At 62.4% G+C, this 20,129-nt stretch carries 23 protein-coding genes; 10 read left to right on the top strand and 13 right to left on the bottom strand.

All coding sequences use genetic code 11. From position 1 onward, the window contains the following. Positions 1 to 35 precede the first annotated feature (35 nt). The 6 genes from ABRA89_RS01765 to coxB all read right to left on the bottom strand — a co-directional run bounded on the left by ABRA89_RS01765 (position 36) and on the right by coxB (position 5,481). Positions 36 to 905 carry a cytochrome c oxidase subunit 3 gene (locus ABRA89_RS01765; protein ID WP_349939724.1) on the bottom strand — a complete coding sequence of 290 codons (870 nt, stop codon included), beginning with the start codon at positions 903 to 905 and terminating at the stop codon, positions 36 to 38. Positions 906 to 1,016: 111 nt separating this feature from the next. Continuing rightward, entirely contained in the window at positions 1,017 to 1,625 is a 609-nt protein-coding gene (locus ABRA89_RS01760; protein WP_349939723.1) for a cytochrome c oxidase assembly protein, read from the bottom strand. 14 nt (positions 1,626 to 1,639) lie between these two features. Next, entirely contained in the window at positions 1,640 to 1,786 is a 147-nt protein-coding gene (locus ABRA89_RS01755; RefSeq protein WP_349939722.1) for a protoheme IX farnesyltransferase, read from the bottom strand. Continuing rightward, the gene (locus ABRA89_RS01750; RefSeq protein WP_349939721.1) at positions 1,783 to 2,715 is read right to left on the bottom strand and encodes a heme o synthase; all 933 of its coding nucleotides are present in this window, start codon (positions 2,713 to 2,715) and stop codon (positions 1,783 to 1,785) included. Before ABRA89_RS01750 ends, ABRA89_RS01755 begins: the two co-directional genes overlap by 4 nt. Before the next feature lie 209 nt (positions 2,716 to 2,924). Further along, positions 2,925 to 4,526 carry a cytochrome c oxidase subunit I gene (gene ctaD, locus ABRA89_RS01745; RefSeq protein ID WP_349939720.1) on the bottom strand — a complete coding sequence of 534 codons (1,602 nt, stop codon included), beginning with the start codon at positions 4,524 to 4,526 and terminating at the stop codon, positions 2,925 to 2,927. Positions 4,527 to 4,560: 34 nt separating this feature from the next. After that, entirely contained in the window at positions 4,561 to 5,481 is a 921-nt protein-coding gene (gene coxB, locus ABRA89_RS01740; protein WP_463671234.1) for a cytochrome c oxidase subunit II, read from the bottom strand. A gap of 507 nt (positions 5,482 to 5,988) precedes the next feature. Between coxB and ABRA89_RS01735 the strand changes: the two genes are divergently transcribed. The 3 genes from ABRA89_RS01735 to ABRA89_RS01725 all read left to right on the top strand — a co-directional run bounded on the left by ABRA89_RS01735 (position 5,989) and on the right by ABRA89_RS01725 (position 8,812). After that, complete coding sequence (locus tag ABRA89_RS01735; protein WP_349939719.1) at positions 5,989 to 6,570, top strand: invasion associated locus B family protein; 582 nt, start codon at positions 5,989 to 5,991, stop codon at positions 6,568 to 6,570. 102 nt (positions 6,571 to 6,672) lie between these two features. Continuing rightward, complete coding sequence (tldD, locus tag ABRA89_RS01730) at positions 6,673 to 8,088, top strand: metalloprotease TldD (protein ID WP_349939718.1); 1,416 nt, start codon at positions 6,673 to 6,675, stop codon at positions 8,086 to 8,088. A gap of 4 nt (positions 8,089 to 8,092) precedes the next feature. Continuing rightward, positions 8,093 to 8,812: an NAD-dependent deacylase gene (locus ABRA89_RS01725; RefSeq protein WP_349939717.1), complete on the top strand. Its 720-nt coding sequence runs from the start codon at positions 8,093 to 8,095 to the stop codon at positions 8,810 to 8,812. On the opposite strand, the gene ABRA89_RS01720 is transcribed toward ABRA89_RS01725, so the two are convergent. Both ABRA89_RS01720 and ABRA89_RS01715 read right to left on the bottom strand, forming a co-directional pair. Beyond that, a complete protein-coding gene (locus tag ABRA89_RS01720; RefSeq protein ID WP_349939716.1) occupies positions 8,809 to 9,414 on the bottom strand; it encodes a TIGR04282 family arsenosugar biosynthesis glycosyltransferase in 606 nt (201 codons plus the stop codon). The genes ABRA89_RS01725 and ABRA89_RS01720 overlap by 4 nt on opposite strands. Positions 9,415 to 9,464: 50 nt before the next feature. Beyond that, complete coding sequence (locus ABRA89_RS01715) at positions 9,465 to 10,376, bottom strand: LysR substrate-binding domain-containing protein (RefSeq protein ID WP_349939715.1); 912 nt, start codon at positions 10,374 to 10,376, stop codon at positions 9,465 to 9,467. A 105-nt stretch (positions 10,377 to 10,481) separates the two neighbouring features. Here ABRA89_RS01715 and ABRA89_RS01710 point away from each other — a divergent pair, with 105 nt between their 5' ends. Beyond that, entirely contained in the window at positions 10,482 to 10,673 is a 192-nt protein-coding gene (locus ABRA89_RS01710; protein WP_349939714.1) for a hypothetical protein, read from the top strand. Between the two features lie 18 nt (positions 10,674 to 10,691). On the opposite strand, the gene ABRA89_RS01705 is transcribed toward ABRA89_RS01710, so the two are convergent. Both ABRA89_RS01705 and pdxH read right to left on the bottom strand, forming a co-directional pair. Then, positions 10,692 to 11,381, bottom strand: coding sequence for a TIGR04283 family arsenosugar biosynthesis glycosyltransferase (locus ABRA89_RS01705; protein ID WP_349939713.1), 690 nt, complete (start codon positions 11,379 to 11,381; stop codon positions 10,692 to 10,694). Positions 11,382 to 11,406: 25 nt separating this feature from the next. After that, positions 11,407 to 12,045: a pyridoxamine 5'-phosphate oxidase gene (pdxH, locus tag ABRA89_RS01700; protein ID WP_349939712.1), complete on the bottom strand. Its 639-nt coding sequence runs from the start codon at positions 12,043 to 12,045 to the stop codon at positions 11,407 to 11,409. A 215-nt stretch (positions 12,046 to 12,260) separates the two neighbouring features. Between pdxH and ABRA89_RS01695 the strand changes: the two genes are divergently transcribed. The 3 genes from ABRA89_RS01695 (at position 12,261) to ABRA89_RS01685 (ending at position 15,011) form a co-directional block, all read left to right on the top strand. Then, positions 12,261 to 13,250: a DnaJ C-terminal domain-containing protein gene (locus tag ABRA89_RS01695; protein ID WP_349939711.1), complete on the top strand. Its 990-nt coding sequence runs from the start codon at positions 12,261 to 12,263 to the stop codon at positions 13,248 to 13,250. Between the two features lie 285 nt (positions 13,251 to 13,535). Then, on the top strand, positions 13,536 to 14,357 hold the full coding sequence (gene fabI, locus ABRA89_RS01690) for an enoyl-ACP reductase FabI (RefSeq protein ID WP_349939710.1): 822 nt from the start codon (positions 13,536 to 13,538) through the stop codon (positions 14,355 to 14,357). Between the two features lie 60 nt (positions 14,358 to 14,417). Next, positions 14,418 to 15,011, top strand: a complete 594-nt coding sequence (locus ABRA89_RS01685) for a histidine phosphatase family protein (RefSeq protein WP_349939709.1) — start codon at positions 14,418 to 14,420, stop codon at positions 15,009 to 15,011. A gap of 25 nt (positions 15,012 to 15,036) precedes the next feature. Here ABRA89_RS01685 and ABRA89_RS01680 read toward each other — a convergent pair whose 3' ends face one another. Further along, positions 15,037 to 15,288 (bottom strand): DUF1344 domain-containing protein, encoded by a 252-nt coding sequence (locus tag ABRA89_RS01680; protein ID WP_463671233.1) that lies wholly within the window; start codon positions 15,286 to 15,288, stop codon positions 15,037 to 15,039. 319 nt (positions 15,289 to 15,607) lie between these two features. On the opposite strand from ABRA89_RS01680, the gene aroC reads away from it, so the two are divergent. After that, positions 15,608 to 16,711 (top strand): chorismate synthase, encoded by a 1,104-nt coding sequence (aroC, locus tag ABRA89_RS01675; RefSeq protein WP_349939708.1) that lies wholly within the window; start codon positions 15,608 to 15,610, stop codon positions 16,709 to 16,711. A 250-nt stretch (positions 16,712 to 16,961) separates the two neighbouring features. Beyond that, positions 16,962 to 18,308 carry a phosphoglucosamine mutase gene (gene glmM, locus ABRA89_RS01670; RefSeq protein ID WP_349939707.1) on the top strand — a complete coding sequence of 449 codons (1,347 nt, stop codon included), beginning with the start codon at positions 16,962 to 16,964 and terminating at the stop codon, positions 18,306 to 18,308. A 6-nt stretch (positions 18,309 to 18,314) separates the two neighbouring features. Here the strand turns inward: glmM and ABRA89_RS01665 are convergent, their stop codons facing one another. Then, entirely contained in the window at positions 18,315 to 18,770 is a 456-nt protein-coding gene (locus tag ABRA89_RS01665) for a cyclic nucleotide-binding domain-containing protein (protein WP_349939706.1), read from the bottom strand. 24 nt (positions 18,771 to 18,794) lie between these two features. Then, entirely contained in the window at positions 18,795 to 19,478 is a 684-nt protein-coding gene (locus ABRA89_RS01660; protein WP_349939705.1) for a response regulator transcription factor, read from the bottom strand. 115 nt (positions 19,479 to 19,593) lie between these two features. Here ABRA89_RS01660 and ABRA89_RS01655 point away from each other — a divergent pair, with 115 nt between their 5' ends. Further along, entirely contained in the window at positions 19,594 to 20,109 is a 516-nt protein-coding gene (locus ABRA89_RS01655; protein ID WP_349939968.1) for a L,D-transpeptidase family protein, read from the top strand. Positions 20,110 to 20,129: the final 20 nt, after the last annotated feature.

Raw genomic sequence — 20,129 nt, 5'->3', positions numbered from 1 at the left:
ACCGCCCTCCTCGAAGCTTACCCGGTCTTGCCGGATCAGTGGAACTCTGCGCCCCAGCCGCCCCAGACATAGACGGCGAAGAAGAGGAACAGCCAGACCACGTCGACGAAGTGCCAGTACCAGGCGGCCGCCTCGAAGCCGAAATGCTTCTGCGGAGTGAACTGGCCGACCGAAGCGCGGATCAGGCAGACGATCAGGAAGATCGTGCCGATCAGCACGTGGAAGCCGTGGAAGCCCGTCGCCATGAAGAAGGTCGCACCGTAGATCGAGCCCGAGAATGCGAACGGCGCATGGAGGTACTCATAGTACTGGACATAGGAGAAGATCACGCCGAGCGCGACGGTCAGTGCGAGACCGGTGATCAGGCCTTTGCGATCACCGTGCAGCAGCGCATGGTGCGCCCAGGTGACGGTCGTACCCGAGAGAAGCAGCGTGATCGTGTTGAAGAGCGGCAGATGCAGCGGGTCGATCACCTCGATACCTGCTGGCGGCCACTGCCCACCGAGCACCTCGGTGCGCGACTGCTGGATGGCCTCGTTCGCATAGAGGCTGGCATCGAAGAAGGCCCAGAACCATGCAACGAAGAACATCACCTCCGAGGCGATGAACATGATGATGCCGTAGCGAAGATGCAGCGAGACGACGCGGGTGTGCTTGCCCTCGAGGCTTTCCTTCACCGTCTCCGACCACCAGCCATACATGGTGTAGAGCACGATCGCGAGGCCGAGGACGAAGACCCAGGGCGTTGCCAACGGGAGACCCAGGAAGTTGAATTCCTGACCGCCGCTCCAGCGGAACATTCCGACAGCGCCGAACAGCATGATGAAGGCGCCGACCGAGCCGATCAGCGGCCACGGGCTTGGGTCCACCATATGGTAGTCATGTTTGGCGTGTGCGTCAGCCATGCCGCGTCTCCTCACTCAACGCGCCGTCCTCGCTCCGAGGCGACCCGGCGTCTTCAGCTTTTCTTCTCTCGCAAACCGGGCCACGACTCCCGACATTGCGAATTGCCACGTTCATAAAGCGCCTTCGCTCCGATCGGAAGACTCCGATTGCGGTGCTTTGGCAACTTCGGCCGGATCATCGACCGGGAAAAAGGTATAAGACAGGGTGATCGCGTAGCCGCCCTGTAATTCTTCGGCGCTCAGGATGTCCGGATCAACGAAGAAGGTGATCGGCATTTCCACGCTTTCGCCCGGCTGCAGCGTCTGCTCGTCGAAGCAGAAGCAAGCGATCTTGTTGAAATAGATGCCTGCCGCATCCGGCGTCACGTTATAGAGCGCCTGGCCGGTGATCGGTCGATCGGAATTGTTGACGACATGATAGGTCGTCTCCGATGTCTCGCCGAGCCGCACCTTCATCGCGCGGTCGTTCGGCTGGAAGGTCCAGGGCAGGCCCTTCGCGGTATTGCCGTCGAAGCGCACCTCGATGGATTCGTCGCCGACCTGAAGCTCGTTGGCATCCGCGCGCTGCGGCGTGCCGCCATAGCCGGTCACCTGACAGAACAGCTGGTAGAGCGGAACCGAAGCATAGGCCGCACCGACCATCCCGAAGATGAAGGCGGTGCAGGATGCGGCGATGATCAGCCCGCGCCGTTTCGCTTTCTCATCCTGCCGTGGTTTCAAGTTCCCGCTGTCCATTACGCACCCATTTTGACGATGGAGACGATATAGAAGATCACGACCAGAACGAAGAGCGTCACCGCGATCGCGACAGAGCGCTTCCGCCGCGCCTTGGCTTCCTCCGGCGTCAGCTTAACCGTCTCTTGCTTCTCGTCCCCGGTCAAGCCAGCACTCCGACGAGACCCATCACCGCTGTTTCGGCAAGCAGGGTCACGAACAGCCCGAAAAGATAGAGGATGGAGAAGCCGAACAGCTTCTTGGCCGGAATCATCAGCTGGTCACCGTCCTGCATCTGAAGAACCGCATAGGCCTTCTTCAGGAAGAGCGCACCCATCACAACCGAAACGACGCCGTAGACCGGTCCAGCAAAGCCCATCGCGAAGGGAGCGACGCCTATGGGGGCGAGAAGCAACGAATAGGCGAAGATCTGACGGCGGGTCGTCTTCTCACCGGCGACGTTCGGCAGCATCGGCACGCCGACATTGCCGTATTCCTTCATCTTGAACAGCGCCAGCGCCCAGAAATGCGGCGGCGTCCAGAGGAAGATGATGAGGAAGAGAACGATGCCTTCGATTGACACATCGCCTGTGACGGCGGCCCAGCCGATCATCGGCGGGAACGCGCCGGCGGCACCCCCGATCACGATGTTCTGCGGCGTCGAGCGCTTCAGGCCCATGGAATAGACGACGACGTAGAAGAAGATGGTGAAGGCAAGGAAGCCGGCCGCGAACCAGTTGGCGGCCAGGCCCAGCGTCATGACGGAGAGGATCGAAAGCACGATCCCGAAGCCGAATGCCGCATCCGGTGCGATACGGCCGGATGGAATCGGACGGAGCCGCGTGCGGGCCATGTTGCCGTCGATATCGGCGTCGTACCACATGTTGAGCGCGCCGGAGGCGCCCGCTCCGACCGCGATCGCAAGGATCGAGATGATGGCGAGGAGCGGATTGATCGAGCCCGGCGCGATCGCCATGCCGCAGACAGCCGTCAGCACGACGAGCTGCATCACGCGCGGCTTGAGAAGCGCAAAGTAGTCGCGTGGCTCGGCCAGCGAGATTTGCGGTGCCACCGGCAGGCTGTTGGTCTCGATCATCGACAAGAGCGGATTCCCGTCACCCGTAAACTCAAAGAAACTCTGGATCGCCCTCTACGGAGACGCCCCACGCTTGGTGCGGCATCACCTCCCGCGCCAGTTCGAGCGGCGCTGCGGAAGTCCGGGCAGCGCCCGGTCTGCGATCCGTCAAAGCCCGACCGTATCCGGCCGGGCTTCGATCTTTCGGTCGTTGGACGAGGCCAGCGGCCTTAGTTGACCTTCGGCAGCTCTTCCCACTGGTGGAAAGGCGGCGGAGAAGACAGCTTCCATTCCAGCGTCGTCGCGCCCGAGCCCCATGGATTCTCGCCGGCGACGCGCTTGCGGTAGAAGGCTTCCCAGATGCCATAGAGGAAGACGAGAACCGCAAGACCCGAGAGATAGGAGCCCATCGAGGACACGTAGTTCCAGCCGGCGAAAGCATCCGGATAGTCGGCATAGCGGCGGGGCATGCCGGCGGCACCGAGGAAATGCTGCGGGAAAAAGACGATGTTCACGCCGATGAACGTCATCCAGAAGTGAATCTTCCCGATCATCTCATTGTAGTTGTAGCCGGTCATCTTCGGGAACCAGTAGTACCAGCCCGCGAAGAGCGCAAAGACGGCGCCGAGCGACAACACGTAGTGGAAGTGGGCCACCACGTAGTAGGTATCGTGCAGCACGCGGTCGAGACCGGCGTTGGCGAGCTTCACGCCCGTCACACCGCCCACGGTGAACAGGAAGATGAAGCCGATCGAGAACAGCATCGGCGTGCGGAACGTGATCGAGCCGTGCCACATGGTGGCGATCCAGGAGAAGATCTTGATGCCGGTGGGCACCGCGATCACCATGGTGGCGAACACGAAGTAGCGCTGCGTGTTGAGCGAGATACCGCTCGTATACATGTGGTGCGCCCAGACGACGAATCCGACGACACCGATCGCGACCATGGCGTAGGCCATGCCGAGATAGCCGAAGACCGGCTTCTTGGAGAAGGTCGAGATGATGTGGCTGACGATGCCGAAAGCCGGCAGGATCAGAATGTAGACTTCCGGGTGACCGAAGAACCAGAACAGATGCTGGTAGAGGATCGGATCGCCGCCACCTTCAGGTGCGAAGAATGTCGTGCCGAAGTTGCGGTCCGTCAGGAGCATCGTGATCGCACCGGCGAGTACCGGCAGCGACAAGAGCAGCAGAAACGCGGTGACGAGTTGCGACCAGACGAAGAGCGGCATTTTGTGCAGCGTCATGCCCGGAGCGCGCATGTTGAGGATCGTCGTGATCAGGTTGATCGCACCGAGCAGCGAGGACGCGCCCGCAAGGTGAAGCGCAAAGATCGCGAGATCGACGGCGGGTCCCGGATGGCCCGAGGTCGAAAGCGGCGGATAGAGCGTCCAGCCCGTGCCGGCGCCGTTCGAGCCCGGCGCGCCTTCGACGAAGAGCGAGGCGATCAGGAGGAGGAAGGACGGCGGCAGCATCCAGAACGCGATGTTGTTGACGCGAGGGAAGGCCGTATCCGGCGCACCGATCATGATCGGCACGAAATAGTTGCCGAAGCCGCCGATCAGCGCAGGCATGACCATGAAGAAGATCATGATCAGGCCGTGGCCCGTCGTGAAGACGTTGAAAATCTGCGGGTCCGAGAAGATCTGCATCCCGGGCTCCTGAAGCTCGGCACGAATGCCGATCGACAGGGCACCACCGATCACGCCGGCGATGATGGCGAAGATCAGATAGAGGACACCGATGTCCTTGTTGTTCGTCGAGTAGAACCAGCGAACCCAGAAAGACGGTGTGTGATCGTCATGGGCGCCGTGTGCGGCTTCATAAGCCATCGTATTGAGGTCTCCCTAAACCTGACGAGTTCGGTTAGCGCGACGCAACCGCGCGCTCGGCCTGCGAGGCCTCGATGGAAGCATTGAGCTGCTCATTGGCACCGGCGACGTCTTCCCGCGCGGCTTCGTACCAGGCGTCGTACTGCTCCTGGGATACGGCGCGGACAGCAATCGGCATGTTCCAATGGGCCGTGCCGCAGAGCTCGGAACACTGGCCGTAGAAGATGCCTTCGCGGGTGGCCCGGAACCAGTATTCATTGGCGCGCCCCGGAACGGCGTCGACCTTCACGCCGAGCGATGGCACGGCGAAGGAGTGGATGACGTCGGCCGAGGTCGAAATGATGCGCACGACCGTATCGACCGGTACGACCATCTCGTTGTCGACGGCGAGCAGGCGCGGATAGGTCTCGATGTCGCCCTTGGTATCGGCAATCGAGGACTCGTCGACCGGATAGGATTCGAAGGAAACCGGCTCCGGCGCGGTCTCTTCGGCTTCGCTCTCGCTCGTCTCGGTCGGCTGATATTCGTAGCCCCAATACCACTGATAGCCGGTCGCCTTGACGGTCAGCTCAGGAGCGCTCGGCGGATTGTACTGGGCGGTGAGAAGCTGGAAGGACGGAATCGCCAGCATCAGAAGGATGATCACCGGCGCGAGCGTCCAGACCACCTCGATCGTCGTGTTATGCGCGGTCCGCGACGGATTCGGATTGGCCTTGGCGCGATACCTGAAGATGCACCACGCAAGGAGCGCGGCGACGAAGATCGTGATCGGGATGACGAAGAAGAGCGAATAGTTGTTGAACCAGTGAATCTGCTCTTCGATCGGCGAGAATGCCTCTTGCAGCCCCATCTGCCAGGGATGCGGCTTGCCGACCACAAGGTCGCCGCCATCCTGGGCAAAAGCTGCCCCCGCTCCGGTCAGCCATAGTGCGGCCGTCAAGCTCCAAGCTCTCACGCTTTTCCTCCTTAACCGGCCAGCCCGGCCGGGTAGTCCTTCAAACCGTTGGCTGGGATCAGGGTCCGCGTTTTTAAGGAGCCGGCGCTGTCGGGCCCGGCATTGCGCGTTTCATCCAGCCACGTGGATTGTGCGCTTCAACCACGAAATCCGGGAACTCGCAACACCTTTTAGACCCATTCCATTGCGACATAGCCTCTCACACATGCGAAAATTCGCATATTTCAGAGCCTTCCTGATCGAGCCGCTGAACGAGTGGCCGACCGGTGTGAGTTGGCAGCATAGGCCGTTGGTTTATCTGACATTCCGGTTTTTCAATCGCCGGAACGTCCGCTGACCGCAATAAGCGAACAGCTTGGTGAGAGCACCTGCTTTGGCGGTCGCCCTGCAAGACGCCTCATACCAAAAGCGAAGATGTCAGGATCGGGCCATCTTCCTGCCGCATCATTCCGGTCAGCGCTGATCTCAAGGGCCCTGTTTCGTCCGTCACCATCTCCCGAGGACTCGATGCCACGTTCGCTCGCCGCCTTCGCCGGTCTCCAACGCCTGATTCTCGCCTCTGTGTTTCTTGCCGCTGGTCTCGGCAGCGCCGGCGCGCAGTTCGCCTCCGAGCCGATCGGACGGCTGAAGTCCCAGCATGGCGCCTGGGGTATCGTCTGTTCGACCCCCGCCGGCGCTCCCCGCGAGCAATGCCTTATGCGACAGATCGTGCTGCCGCCGGACCGGGAGGAGATCGGCTTTGCGGTTTCGATTCTCCATCTTGCAGACGGTACGGGCACCATCCTGCGAGCCCGCGCGCCGCTGGGCATCATCCTCCCGAACGGCCTTCGCCTTCATATCGACGGCGAATTCATCGGGATCACGCCGTTCCTGCGCTGTTTCGACACCGGCTGCGTCGCCGACGTCGCCATGGACGAAATCCTGATCGACAAGCTCTCGAAAGGCACGGAGGCGACCTTCTCCTTCTTCCAGACGCCGGAGCAGGGAATCGGCATTCCGGTTTCTCTCGAAGGCTTCACGGCTGCCTTTGAAGCCTTGCCGAAGCCCGAGCCGAGCGAGGAGGACGCGCCGGCCCCAGCCACGGAATAGGCCGCATCAGGCAACGTACCGGGCTTGGTTTAAAGAGCGACGCGAACGACCTATCTTCGCAGCCTTGAACGACCATGCCCGTCAACCGGAGCCGCACCGATCATGTCCATTTCCCTCATCGACCGCTTCGATGTCTCACAGGCCGAACTCCAGTCGGTTCTCGACGAGACGCTCCGCGGCGCGGATGACGGCGAACTCTATCTCGAATACCGCGAAGGCGAATCACTCGCCTTCGACAACGGACGACTAAAGTCCGGCAATTTCGGTATCGACCAGGGCTTCGGTCTCCGGGCCGTGGCCGGCGAAGCGGTGGGCTTCGCCCATGCGGACGATTTTTCCATCAAGGCCCTGAAACGCGCCTCCGACGCGGTATCCACGGTCAAGTCAGGCTATGCCGGCATTTATGCCGAGCCGCCGGTCGGAACGAATGCCAAGCTCTACGGCGAGGAAAACCCGATCGGTTCGCCCACCTTCGAGGAGAAGGTGAAGCTCCTGCAAGCGGTCGACAAATATCTGCGCGATCAGGGCGAGGACGTGCGGCAGGTCTCTGCGACCGTCGGCGCGCAGTATCAGGTGGTCGAAATTCTCAGGGCCGACGGCCGCCTTGTCCGCGATGTCCGCCCGCTCGTCCGCTTCAACGTCTCGGTCGTTTGCGGTGACGACGAACGGCAGGAAACCGGCTCCTTCGGCGCGGGCGGTCGCACGGGCTTCGGTGAATTCATGGTGGAGGACACCTGGCGCTCGATCGCCGACAAGGCCCTCGCCCAGGCCCGTGTCAACATGCGCGCGGTGCCCGCCCCCGCTGGCGCTTTCGACATAGTGCTCGGCGCCGGCTGGCCGGGTGTTATGCTGCATGAGGCAGTCGGCCATGGCCTCGAAGGCGACTTCAACCGCAAGAAGACCTCCGCCTTTTCCGGCCTCATGGGCCAGCAAGTTGCGGCCAAAGGCGTCACGGTCGTCGACGACGGCACGATCGCCGAGCGGCGCGGCTCACTGACGATCGACGATGAGGGAACGCCGACGAATCGCACGGTTCTCATCGAGGACGGCAAGCTCGTCGGCTATATGCAGGATCGGCAAAATGCGCGGCTCATGGGTGCGAAGGCAACCGGAAACGGCCGCCGTCAGTCCTACGCCTATGCGCCGATGCCCCGCATGACCAACACGATGATGCTCGGCGGCGAATATACGCCGGACGAGATCATCGCTTCGGTCGACGATGGCATCTACGCCGTCTCCTTCGGCGGCGGGCAGGTGGACATCACCTCCGGCAAGTTCGTCTTCGGCTGCACCGAGGCCTATCGCATCCGGGGCGGCAAGGTCGAAGAGCCGCTGAAGGGCGCCATGCTGATCGGCAACGGGCCGGACGCCATGCACCGCGTCGCCATGGTCGGCAACGACGTCGCCCTCGACACCGGCATCGGCATGTGCGGCAAGAACGGCCAAGGCGTCCCAGTCGGCGTCGGCCAGCCGCATCTACGGATGAACCAGATCACCGTCGGCGGAACGGAGGCCTGATCGCTTGGCCCTGGAAGGCCCGAAATCCATCTTCATCCTTACAGGCGCCGGCGTTTCCGCCGAGTCCGGCGTTGCGACCTTCCGCGACAAGGACGGGCTCTGGTCGAAAGTGCGGCTGGAGGATGTCGCCACACCGGAAGCTTTTGCGCGCGATCCCGAAGGCGTTCAGGCCTTCTACAACGCCCGACGCGCAGGTTTAAACGGCGTATCGCCGAACCCCGCCCACGAAGCGCTCGCTCGTCTTGAACGCGAATTCGCCGGCAACCTCACGCTGGTCACCCAGAACATCGACGATCTGCACGAGCGCGGCGGCTCGGAACACGTCATCCACATGCACGGCCGCCTTCGCCGCTCGCTCTGCGCGACCTGCGGAGGTACGCGCGAACACCACGGCGATCTGCACATCACCGAGACCTGTCAGGCGTGCGGCGACACCGGCAACCTGCGGCCCGACGTCGTCTGGTTCGGCGAGATGCCCCACCATATGGAGCTGATCTTCGAGCGCCTCGAACAAGCCGACCTCTTCGTCTCGATCGGCACCAGCGGCGCGGTCTATCCCGCGGCCGGCTTCGTCTCAGAAGCCCGGCGCCTCGGCATCCGAACGCTGGAACTCAATCTCGAACCGTCCGACGGCAGCTTCCAGTTCGACGAGGCGCGGCATGGGCCAGCGAGCCAGCTGGTTCCAACCTTCGTCGACGAAATCCTCGCCGGCGCGAAGGCTTAGAGCCGTCCGCTCTTTCGATGCCGCTCCAGCGATGCTGCATCGTCGAGATCGTCGAGAGTTTCGATCATCTTAGCCGACCCATGAGGCAGATTGGCCAGCACCTGTTTCAAGGTTGTTTCCGCCGACCATTCGACATCGCGGAAGATAGCAGGAGACGGTTCCTTGGAAGCGCCGACGAGATAGAACCCGCCATCGCACGCTGGGCCGAAGACGTAGGGCCTCGTCTTCAACGCGTCGAGAGCGGCCTCGATCTGCGGTTTCGCCAAGCCCGGAATATCGCTGCCAACTATAATGATCGGCGCACTCGGTCGAGCATCTTTCAGAGGCCGGAACATCCGCGTGCCAAGATCACAGCCGCCTTGCGCAATTCGCCTCACGCCATGAGGCCAATATCGATCGTCCTCGAGGGTTTCGTCAGGCGTTGCAGCGATGACGGTGTCCCAGCGCTGATCCTTCAGCGCCTCGACTGTGCGCAGCAGCAGCGTCTCGTAAAGCGCGAGCGCCGCCGCGTCACCAATCGTCCTCGCAAGCCGCGTCTTCACCATTCCGAGGATCGGCGCCTTGGCGAAGATGACGACGGTAGGGCGATCAAACTGCGGCATGACCTGCGCCTATATCAATCGAACTGTCGCCTCAAACGAGCCAACCGAACCTACCGCTTCTCCCTCAATTCGCGGAAGAAGGCGCGCAGATGGTCGGCGATCACCTTCGCCTGTTCGGATGGTTCATCTCGCAGTTTCATGCCGATCGAATAGTCGCTCATGGGCGGCAAACCGTCTTCTTCGCCAAGGATCTTCACGTCATCCCCGGCGAAGATGCGAGAGACCGGCGCGATCGCAATCCCGGCGCGCACGGCGGCCCGCTGGCCCGGCGTGTGGGCGCATGTATAGGCGATCCGCCAGGGCCGTCCGACGCTCTCCAGAGCAGCGACGGCGCATCGGCGCCACACGCAGCTTTCATCCCACATGGAGAGCGGCAGAGGGTCGCGAAGATGCGCCGTCCCGCCCCGCGCACCGACCCAGACGAGTGGATCGGTAAACAGGCATTCTGCCCCCACCGCATTCGTGCCCTCCTCATCGAAGGAAAACACCGCGACATCCACCTTGCCACGATCGAACAGATCGAGCGTCTCGCGCGTGTTCTGCATGGTCACGTCGACGACGACCGAGGGATAGCGCTCGGAGAAGTGCCGCAGCATGTATGGCAGCACCGTCTCGCCGTAGTCGTCGGGAAGACCGAGACGGATCTGACCTTCGAGTTCCGGGCGGCCGAGAGCGCCGATCGCCTTTCTGTTGAGCTCGAGAAACTGACGGGCAAAGCCAAGCAGGATCTCGCCCTCACTCGTGAGCCTCACGGAGCGGGCGTCGCGCTTCAGGAGCTCAGCGCCGGTCATCTCCTCCAACCGCTTGATCTGCATGGAAATTGCCGAGGGTGAGCGCCCGACCTTTTCCGCCGCGGCGGAAAAGCTGCCCTCATCAATGATCGCGGCAAAGCTCCTCAAGAGGTCGATGTCGAGCAGCGGGGTTGCAGGGGTCGAGCCCTGCGTTTGAATATTCAAATTCATTGAATTTACCATTGAAAGAATTCGTTTGATTGAATGATAACCGCCACCTAGCTTCCGGTCAATCGAACGCATGACGGCAGTTCCGTGATGCTCAAGGAGGCCAGGATGACCACACCGACGGATCTCTTGAAGCTTTATCGCCGCTCGCGTCGTCTAGCGCGGCAACGCCATGCACTTCAGCGTCTGGTGGAGGACATGCCGGATTGGCAGCGGCGGGATATCGGCCTGCCGGCGACCCTCGCGGAGGAGACTGCGCGGCCACTCCTTGCTCGGGCGCGAAGCTTTACGGTGCGATGAAGGTCGAGAAGACCGTTCTCACCGCGCCTTCAGCCGGCCGTAGAGTTCGGCAAGACGCTCCGGCGATACGCCGCCGACATAGGCCAGCCGCAGAATCCACATGGTGAGGATCGTCCGCAGCGGACCGTTCGCCTCCCAGCGGCGGCCGGAGGTGACCGCTTTCAGACGAAGGCATGAGGGGCGCGTGATGATCCGCAGACTCTTCGAGAGGGCGACGTCCTCCATCAACGGAATGTCCGGAAAGCCGCCGACCCGTTCGAAGGTGGCTCTTCGCACGAAGATCGCCTGATCACCCGTCGCAACACCTGTCAGCCGCGATCGCAGGTTCATGAGCGCGCCGACCAGCGACAGAATCCTTGGGCGCCCCTCGATCCGCACATCGAAACGGCCCCATTCATGGATGCCGGCGAGCCCCTCCCAAACACGCTCTTCAGCGTCCGGAGGCAGGCGGGTATCGGCATGGAGAAAGAGAAGGACATCGCCTGACGCGGCCCGCGCACCGGCATTCATCTGCCGCGCCCGGCCGGGTTTCGACAAAACCACCAGGTCGGCGAGATCACGCGCCAGGTCGGCTGTACCGTCGGAGCTTCCTCCGTCCACGACCACGATCTCGGCATTGGGGCATGCCTGCCGGGCACCCTGAAGCGCCCAGCCAATGGTCGCTGCTTCGTTCAGGACCGGCATCACGATCGAGAGTGTGCCGTTCATCGATCCCCATTCACGGCCCATTCTCTCAAGGAGAAAGCCGCGTGATCACCCAAGGCGCATCCTTGCTAGCCCGCTCGTAGAGCGCGCGGTCGTGCAGCCGGTATTCACCGTTCTGCCAGAACTCGATCGCCACCGGAACGAGCCGAAAGCCCGACCAGTGCGGAGGGCGCGGAATGTCCCCCTCACCATACTGCCCTTCGAGTTCTCTCACCCGCGCCTCCAGCGCTTCGCGACTTTCCAGCGGTCGCGACTGCTCCGAAGCCCAGGCGCCGATCCGGCTGCCGCGCGGACGCGATGCGTAATAGGCGTCAGCCTCTTCGTCGGAGACGATCTCGATCGCGCCCCTCACCCGCACCTGACGACGCTGGGACTTCCAGTGAAACGCCATCGCCGCCCGCAGGACGCTGAGGATCTGCTGGCCCTTCGCGCTCTCGAAATTGGTGTAGAACACGAAGCCCCGCTCATCGAAGCCCTTCAGAAGCACGATCCGCACGTCCGGCTGTCCATCCGGGAACACGGTCGCGAGGGATAGCGCGTTGGCGTCGTTGACCTCGGTCTTATCCGCCGCCTCGAACCATTCGGAAAACAGCGCGAACGGATCGTCGCCCACCGGCTCGCCGCCGAGCCTGACATCACCTATCCGCTCCGCCCTCTTTTCGCTCATCGCAAACTCTCTCCTCGCAGGTCCTGTGCCGCCCTCAGATAGACGGTTCGCGGCCATTCTCCAAAGCCTTCGTGCTGGCATTCAGCCCTGCCACGAACATGGCCGAATCAGCCCTTTCAATGGCCTCGGTTTCAACCCATATGTCTTTCATGTGAACCACTGGCCCGTCATTCGCAGGCCGATCGATATCCATCTGAACAAGGACGAAGAGCGCGATGCGCGATCCCTACTCCGTACTCGGTGTTGCGAAATCGGCGAGTGAGAAGGAGATCAAATCCGCTTTCCGTAAGCTCGCCAAGAAATACCACCCCGACGCCAATCCCGACGACAAGACCGCAGTGAGCCGGTTCAACGAGGCCAATCAGGCCTACGAGATTCTGGGCGATAAGGAAAAGCGCGGCCAGTTCGATCGCGGCGAGATCGACGCCGAAGGCAAGCCGAAGTTCCAGGGCTTCGGAGGCGGTGGCGGCAGCCCCTTCGGCTCACGCACGCGCCCGGGTGCCGGCCAGGGAGGGTTCGACTTCTCCTCTTCGCGCGGCGCGGGCTCCCAGTTCGACGCCGAGACGATCTTCTCCGACTTCTTCTCCTCGGCCTTCGGCGGAGCGGGTGGCGGGGCAAAGCGGCCGGGAGCAGGTGCAGGTGCAGGCCCCGCTGGCGCCGGCTTCTCGGCTGCGCGCGAAGCCTCCCGCAAGGGCGCGGATATCGAAGCCTCGCTTTCGATCTCGCTCGAAGACATCGTCGCCGACAAGAAGATCGAGGTCGAGTTCTCCAGCGGCAAGCGACTCGCGATCAAGCTGCCTGACGGCGTGGAAGACGGCCAGCAGATCCGGCTTCGCGGCCAGGGTCAGCCGGCGCCGGGTCCGCACGGGCAGGCAGGCGACGCGCTCGTCCGTATCAAGATTCTGCCGCACGATCGCTTCCGCGTCGATGGCCGCGATCTGCGCGCCGACGTCTCGCTTCCGCTTCGAACGGCAGTGACAGGCGGCAAGGTCGCCGTCGATACCTTGGAAGGCCGGGTCAATCTTACGATCCCGGCCTGGACCGATTCGGGCCGCACTTTCCGCCTCAAGGGCAAGGGCCTTTCGACCAAGATCGGAACGCGCAACGATCTCCTCGTCACCACACGAATTGCATTGCCGGACAAGGACGATCCGCTTCGCGCGGTGCTGGAACGCGAGTTCTCGAAGGAGCCGATGGCGGAATAATCCGCCCCGGCCTTGTCCCGAGGGAAACACGGTTCTTCGGCTTCCGCCGACCCTGAAAGCCTGCATGCGCGGCCTCGACACCGCTGAGCGACCGGATCGGTGATCGATCGACAGCCTCAATTTGCTCTCCAGGCCGGTCGAGCCTCCGCACTTCTTCGAAACAGTTGCAATAAACGGTGTTCACCCTCCTCCACGCCGTTTCTTGAAGGGCCTGCGGCCCTGTGCCATACCCGCACGTGTAAACGATAGGCTATCCCGCGGTGCTTCGCGGCAAGGAGAGGCGTAATGACCCAAATGACCGGTCTCATGAAAGGTAAGCGGGGCCTGATCATGGGCATCGCCAACAACCGGTCGATCGCATACGGCATCGCCAAGGCGCTCGCCGATCAGGGCGCGGAAATTGCCCTCACCTATCAGAACGACGCCTTGAAGAAGCGTGTCGAGCCGCTTGCGGCAGAACTCGGTGCCTATGTCGCCGGCCACTGCGATGTCGGCAACGACGAAAGCGTCGATGCGATCTTTGATCATCTCGGCGAGAAATGGGGCAAGATCGACTTCTTCGTCCACGCCGTCGCCTATTCGAACAAGGCGGAACTCACGGGCCGCTACATCCATACGAGCCGCGACAACTTCCTCTCCACGATGGATATCTCGGTCTACTCGTTCACTTCGGTCGCCGCCCGCGCGCAGCGACTGATGAGCGATGGCGGGTCGATGCTGACGCTGACCTATTACGGCGCCGAGAAGGTCATGCCGCACTATAACGTGATGGGCGTCGCCAAGGCGGCACTGGAAGCCTCCGTCCGCTATCTCGCGGTCGATCTCGGCAATCAGAAGATCCGCGTCAACGCGATCTCCGCCGGCCCGATCAAGACGCTCGCGGCCTCAGGCATCGGCGATTTCCGCTACATTCTGAAGTGGAACGAATACAATTCTCCGCTGAAGCGCACCGTCACGACTGACGAGGTCGGCCAGTCCGCGCTCTATCTCCTCTCCGATATGTCCAAGGGCGTGACGGGCGAAGTCCATCACGTTGATTCGGGCTATCACACGGTCGGGATGAAGGCCGTCGACGCGCCCGATATTTCGGTCGTGAAGGACGAGTAGCAACGTAATCCTAAGACTGACCGGCCGGTCACCGCAACGAGATCAGGGCACCCGCGAGCGATGATCGTCGACGACGTCTACTTCTGCCGTCATGGGCAGACGGACTATAATGCCGAGGAGCGCCTCCAAGGGCGGCGCGAAGTTCCGCTCAACGAGCTCGGGCGATCGCAGGCCAAGCGGAACGGCACATATTTTCGCAATCTTCTGGGAATGAGCGCCGGCGAATACCGCTATATCGCCTCGCCTCTCGGGCGCGCCCAGGAGACGATGCGGATCATCCGAAGGGAACTCCGCCTCGATATCGACGACTTCGAGACCGACGATCGGCTTGTCGAGGTCGGCTATGGCGACTGGGAAGGTTCGACACTGGCGGAGATAGGCGAAACGAACCCGAAGGTGCTGGCGGACCGCGAAGCTGACAAGTGGAACTACCGCTGCCCGGGAAAGGGCGCTGAGTCCTACGCCGAACTGCTCGAACGAATACGCCCACTTCTCGCCGAACTTGAGCCGAAGACGATCCTCGTTTCCCATGGCGGAGTCAGCCGCGCGGTGCTCAAGGAATATGGCGGGCTGTCAGGCCAAGATGCGGCCATGACGATCGTGCCCCAGGATCGCGTCCTCACCTTCGACCGACATGGTACGCGCTGGCTCTGAAACCAGCGCGTCTTTCACAGACGAATCAGGCCGAGAACGGATAGATATTGTGGCCGTTTGCTTCGTCGTAGATCAGATGAACCGGCATGCCGGGCACGACCGCGCGATAGTCGAAGTTCTTCGGCAGATCATAAGTCCTGCCGTCGGAAAGCTGCATCTGCTCGGATTCCTCGTTCACTTCCAGAACGAAGCCTTCCGCCTCGACCGCGCTGGCCGGAATGGTCATCGCGACACACAGGAATGAGCTTGCGAAGAATGCGACGATACGTCGTGACATGTAACCCACCTCTTGAACACTCTGAGCTAAGCCGTTCCGATCCTCCACCATGCGAAAGACCCGATCGGCAAACGCCTGCTGCATTGGGCTGTCGCAAGCGAAGCAAGATTTCAGAACGTCCCCACGTTCGTCCGTCTCGCCGGTCTCGCTGCTTCAAGCGCTGCACACCGTTAGATGGGTATGCGATTATGGCATTTCCGGGTATCGCGCCGTGACGAATTCGTGAATCCGGTTTGACGCTGCCCGGCGCCCTGCCATAGACGAGCTTTCAGACGCGCGCCGAGGGCTTGGCGCGCCGGCATTTCGGATCTGATTAACCATGTCGCACAATACCTTCGGGCATCTTTTCCGCGTCACCACCTGGGGCGAGAGTCACGGCCCCGCGATCGGCGCTACGATCGACGGCTGCCCGCCCGGACTGCGTTTTACGCTGCGCGACATCCAGGCCGAGCTCGACCGCAGGCGGCCCGGCTCCTCGCGCTTCGTGACCCAGCGCCGCGAACCCGATGAAGTCGCTGTCCTCTCGGGCGTCATCTCCGACGAGACCGATCCCGACGTCATGGTCACCACAGGCACACCAATCGCGCTCCACATCGACAATGTAGACCAGCGCTCGAAGGATTACGGCGATATCGCCAAACAATATCGGCCGGGCCACGCCGACTATGCCTATGACGTGAAATACGGCTTGCGCGACTTCCGTGGCGGCGGTCGCTCCTCTGCCCGCGAAACAGCAATGCGCGTTGCCGCAGGCGCCATCGCCCGCAAGATCGTGCCGGACATGAAAGTGCGCGGCGCCATCGTCCAGATCGGCGAAAAGGCGATCGATCGCAGCGCATGGGACTGGTCCGTCATCGAGCGGCAGGACAATCCGTTCTTCACGCCCGATGCCGACTCCATCCCGATCTTCGTTGACTATCTAGACGCCATGCGCAAGAGCCATGACAGCGTCGGCGCCATCATCGAGATCGTCGCCGAGAACGTTCCCCCCGGTCTCGGGGCGCCCCTTTACGCAAAGCTCGACACCGATATCGCCGCCGGGCTGATGTCGATAAACGCGGTGAAGGGCGTCGAAATCGGCGACGGCTTTGCCTCCGCCGCGCTGCGCGGCACCCAGAATGCCGACGAGATGCGCATGGGGCCGGACGGAAAGCCGAACTTCGAGGCGAACCACGCTGGCGGCATTCTCGGCGGCATCTCGACGGGGGCGCCTATCGTCGCCCGCTTTGCCGTCAAGCCCACCTCTTCCATCCTGACGCCACGACTCTCGATCGACCGGGATGGCAACGAGATCGAAGTGGTCACGAAGGGCCGGCACGACCCCTGCGTCGGCATCCGTGCCGTTCCGATCGGCGAGGCCATGGTCGCCTGCGCCGTCGCCGACCATTATCTGCGCCATCGCGGACAGACCGGCCGCATCTGAGGCCGACGGCGCCCGGCCCGGCGCTTGACCGACACGGCATTTCATCCGTCGCTTTGCATTCACCACGCTTCGTGAAAGCCGGCCTCCGCGTTTCGCGAACGTGCTAGAAATCCCACACTTGAGCGCAAACCCATCCATGCATGCCTGATTGCCAAGCAATCGGCGCAATGTGTTTGCTGTTGCGGCGACAATGAAAACGCCGGATGGCACGCGTCCGCCCGGCGCATGCAACAGGATTTCGGAGACGACCATGGCGAGAAAGTATTTCGGCACGGATGGAATTCGCGGCAAGGCGAACCGCTTTCCGATGACGCCCGAGGTCGCCCTCAAGGTTGGCATGGCCGCCGGGCTCGTCTTCCATCGCGGCGAACATCGCCACCGGGTCGTCATCGGCAAGGATACGCGCCGCTCCTCGTACATGCTCGAAAACGCCATGGTGGCGGGCTTCACCGCCGCCGGCATGGACGTCTTCCTGCTCGGCCCGATGCCAACGCCAGCCGTCGCCATGCTCACGCGCTCGCTGCGCGCCGATATCGGCGTCATGATCTCGGCCTCGCACAATCCGTTCGAAGATAACGGCATCAAGCTCTTCGGGCCCGACGGTTACAAGCTCTCGGACCAGATCGAGAGCCAGATCGAAGCCCTCCTCGAAAAGGACCTCACCAACCGGATGCCGACTGGTTCCGGCATGGGCCGCGCGACCCGTATCGACGGCGTCCACGATCGCTATATCGAGTTTGCGAAGCGCACCCTGCCCCGCGAACTCTCGTTTGACGGTTTGCGGATCGCGATCGACTGCGCCAACGGCGCAGGCTACGACGTCGCGCCGAAAGTCCTGTGGGAGCTCGGCGGCGATGTCGTCGAGATCGGTACGAGCCCGGACGGCACGAACATCAACCGCGACTGCGGTTCCACCTCGCCTAACGCGCTCGTCGCCAAGGTGAAGGAAGTCCGCGCTGATATCGGCATTGCCCTCGATGGTGACGCGGACCGCGTTCTCGTCGTCGACGAGCGCGGCGAGATCGTCGACGGCGATCAGCTGATGGCGGTCATCGCCGAGAGCTGGAACGACGACGGCCGCCTCGCCGCTGGCGGCATCGTCGCCACCATCATGTCCAATCTCGGCCTGGAGCGCTTCCTAGAAGCCCAGAACCTCTTGCTCGCCCGCACCAAGGTCGGCGACCGTTACGTCGTCGAACACATGCGCGAGCACGGCTACAATGTCGGCGGCGAGCAGTCGGGCCATATCGTCCTCTCCGACTACGGCACGACCGGCGACGGCCTGATCTCGGCGCTTCAGGTGCTCGCCGTCGTCAAGCAGCGGGGCGGCAAGGTTTCGGAGGTCTGCCGGCGCTTCGAGCCGGTGCCGCAATTCCTCAAAAACGTGCGCTTCGGCGGCGGCACGCCGCTGGAAAAAGACGAGGTCAAGACCGTGATCGAGACCGGCCGCAGTCGCCTCGGCAATTCCGGCCGTCTCGTCATCCGCCCGTCCGGCACCGAACCGTTGATCCGCGTCATGGCGGAAGGCGACGATCCGCAGCTGGTGGAAGACGTGGTCGACGACATCTGCGACACGCTTCGCTCCGTAGCGGCCTGAGTCTCGTCAGTCGCTGAACCGGTTTTCCATAGCGGCGAGCTGCCGCGTCATCTGAATGAACCGGTCACGCAGCCGGGCTTCGAGCCCGGCCGCAAAGCTTGGATATTCCTCGAGAAGTCGCCGAAAATGCGCCCGGCCGATCCGCAGGAGGTCGCATTGCGTCTCGGCTCGCGCCGTCGCGGGCCGGCGCGTATCGGTGATCAGCGCCATCTCCCCAAGCAGGGTTCCGGGGCCATAGGCACCGACGAGCTTCGGGTTATCCGCCTTGCCGGTGGAGAGAACCACGGTTCCTTGTGCAACGACGAAACCCGCATCCGCGATCGCGGCCTCACGAAAGATCGTATCGCCGGCCGGAAAGCGCCTGTGTTCCGCGCCGAATGCAAGAAGGCGCAGAGCATCGTTATCGAGATCGTCGAACAGCGTCACGCCTCGGAGGATAGCGATATCGCTTTGAAGGCTCACCGCCGGTCCTTCCGTTCGAAGCGCTTACGGAACCAGCTTGTAACCGCCGGATTCCGTGACGAGCAGCCGTGCATTGGACGGATCTGGCTCGATCTTCTGGCGCAGGCGATAGACATGGGTTTCCAGCGTGTGCGTGGTGACGCCGGAATTGTAGCCCCAGACCTCTTCGAGAAGCACGTCGCGCGTGATGACACCGCGGTCCGCCCGATAGAGGAAACGGATGATCGCCGTTTCCTTCTCTGTCAGACGTATCTTCGTACCCTTGTCGTCGACGAGCAGCTTCTGGCTCGGCTTGAACACGTACGGCCCCACCTGGAAGGTGGCGTCCTCGCTCTGCTCGTGCTGGCGCAGCTGGGCGCGGATACGCGCGAGCAAAACCGCAAAGCGGAAAGGCTTCGTCACATAGTCGTTCGCGCCGGCCTCGAGGCCGAGGATCGTATCGGCATCCGCGTCCTGCCCGGTGAGAATGATGATCGGCGACTTAAAGCCGCCCTTGCGCAGCACTTTCACGGCCTCGCGCCCGTCCATATCCGGCAGACCGATATCGATCACCAGAAGGTCGATCACACCGGCGCGCGCAGCTTGGATGCCCTTGGAGGCGGAAGCCTCCTGGCTTACGCTGAACTCTTCGTGCAGCGCCAGCTGTTCGGCAAGGGTCTGCCGCAGGTCGTCGTCGTCATCGACGATGAGGATAGTACGCTGGTTCATGCGTCTTTCATCATGGCTATCTCGGGACGCACTTCGCCCCGACGGTCAAACATTGTGATCACATAGATATGTCGTCTTGCTTGACAAACGAATTATTCGCGCTCGTAAAAATAATATGTCGCTGATTGCACGCCGTTCGCCACTCTCCCCACAACGCGGTATTCTTGCCGCCGGACCCTACAGAATACAATGTGCATTGGGCCGTTCTTCCACGACAATCTTCAAGCGTGAAGGCGATGGTGCCACACCGGTCGCCGCAATGCCGCTTTTAGCTACGCGCCATCGGCATCGGCGGATGCCTCGTCCGAGAAGCATTTTGCCGAACCAACTGACCCGCGCCGACGACGGCTGGTGCGACGCCCCACGCCACGCCGCCTATAATCGGCCGGTCCGCCTGCCCTTCCCGGCCAGCAGCGAGGCGATGGTCCGCAACGACCGCCTTTATGATTTCGTCGTCATCCTCGACTGGAACATCCGGTCTCGGGCCCGCCACCGTGGCAGCGCCATCTTCTTTCACATCGCAAAACCGGGCTATCCGCCGACGGAAGGCTGTATCGCGATCGCGCCGAAGGACATGGCGAAGATCTCACCGTTCCTGAGATCCGGACGCAGGCTGGTGGTCGAGCGTTAGGCGATTGTGAAGATAGCCAG

Origin of the sequence: Fulvimarina thalattae (assembly GCF_040239565.1) — a bacterium.
Taxonomy (GTDB): domain Bacteria; phylum Pseudomonadota; class Alphaproteobacteria; order Rhizobiales; family Rhizobiaceae; genus Fulvimarina.
This window is presented reverse-complemented; position numbering and strand designations above follow the sequence as displayed.

What these genes read in the sequence shown, in the direction of transcription:
- tldD (WP_349939718.1), top strand. Translation starts at nt 6,673, where the DNA reads ATGTCCATTTCCCTCATCGACCGCTTCGATGTCTCACAGGCCGAACTC.
- ABRA89_RS01750 (WP_349939721.1), bottom strand. Translation starts at nt 2,715, where the DNA reads ATGATCGAGACCAACAGCCTGCCGGTGGCACCGCAAATCTCGCTGGCC.
- ABRA89_RS01695 (WP_349939711.1), top strand. Translation starts at nt 12,261, where the DNA reads ATGCGCGATCCCTACTCCGTACTCGGTGTTGCGAAATCGGCGAGTGAG.
- ABRA89_RS01715 (WP_349939715.1), bottom strand. Translation starts at nt 10,376, where the DNA reads ATGAATTTGAATATTCAAACGCAGGGCTCGACCCCTGCAACCCCGCTG.
- ABRA89_RS01735 (WP_349939719.1), top strand. Translation starts at nt 5,989, where the DNA reads ATGCCACGTTCGCTCGCCGCCTTCGCCGGTCTCCAACGCCTGATTCTC.
- fabI (WP_349939710.1), top strand. Translation starts at nt 13,536, where the DNA reads ATGACCCAAATGACCGGTCTCATGAAAGGTAAGCGGGGCCTGATCATG.
- ctaD (WP_349939720.1), bottom strand. Translation starts at nt 4,526, where the DNA reads ATGGCTTATGAAGCCGCACACGGCGCCCATGACGATCACACACCGTCT.
- ABRA89_RS01705 (WP_349939713.1), bottom strand. Translation starts at nt 11,381, where the DNA reads ATGAACGGCACACTCTCGATCGTGATGCCGGTCCTGAACGAAGCAGCG.
- ABRA89_RS01720 (WP_349939716.1), bottom strand. Translation starts at nt 9,414, where the DNA reads ATGCCGCAGTTTGATCGCCCTACCGTCGTCATCTTCGCCAAGGCGCCG.
- ABRA89_RS01710 (WP_349939714.1), top strand. Translation starts at nt 10,482, where the DNA reads ATGACCACACCGACGGATCTCTTGAAGCTTTATCGCCGCTCGCGTCGT.
- ABRA89_RS01655 (WP_349939968.1), top strand. Translation starts at nt 19,594, where the DNA reads ATGTCGCTGATTGCACGCCGTTCGCCACTCTCCCCACAACGCGGTATT.
- ABRA89_RS01765 (WP_349939724.1), bottom strand. Translation starts at nt 905, where the DNA reads ATGGCTGACGCACACGCCAAACATGACTACCATATGGTGGACCCAAGC.
- ABRA89_RS01685 (WP_349939709.1), top strand. Translation starts at nt 14,418, where the DNA reads ATGATCGTCGACGACGTCTACTTCTGCCGTCATGGGCAGACGGACTAT.
- glmM (WP_349939707.1), top strand. Translation starts at nt 16,962, where the DNA reads ATGGCGAGAAAGTATTTCGGCACGGATGGAATTCGCGGCAAGGCGAAC.
- aroC (WP_349939708.1), top strand. Translation starts at nt 15,608, where the DNA reads ATGTCGCACAATACCTTCGGGCATCTTTTCCGCGTCACCACCTGGGGC.
- ABRA89_RS01660 (WP_349939705.1), bottom strand. Translation starts at nt 19,478, where the DNA reads ATGAACCAGCGTACTATCCTCATCGTCGATGACGACGACGACCTGCGG.
- ABRA89_RS01680 (WP_463671233.1), bottom strand. Translation starts at nt 15,288, where the DNA reads ATGTCACGACGTATCGTCGCATTCTTCGCAAGCTCATTCCTGTGTGTC.
- pdxH (WP_349939712.1), bottom strand. Translation starts at nt 12,045, where the DNA reads ATGAGCGAAAAGAGGGCGGAGCGGATAGGTGATGTCAGGCTCGGCGGC.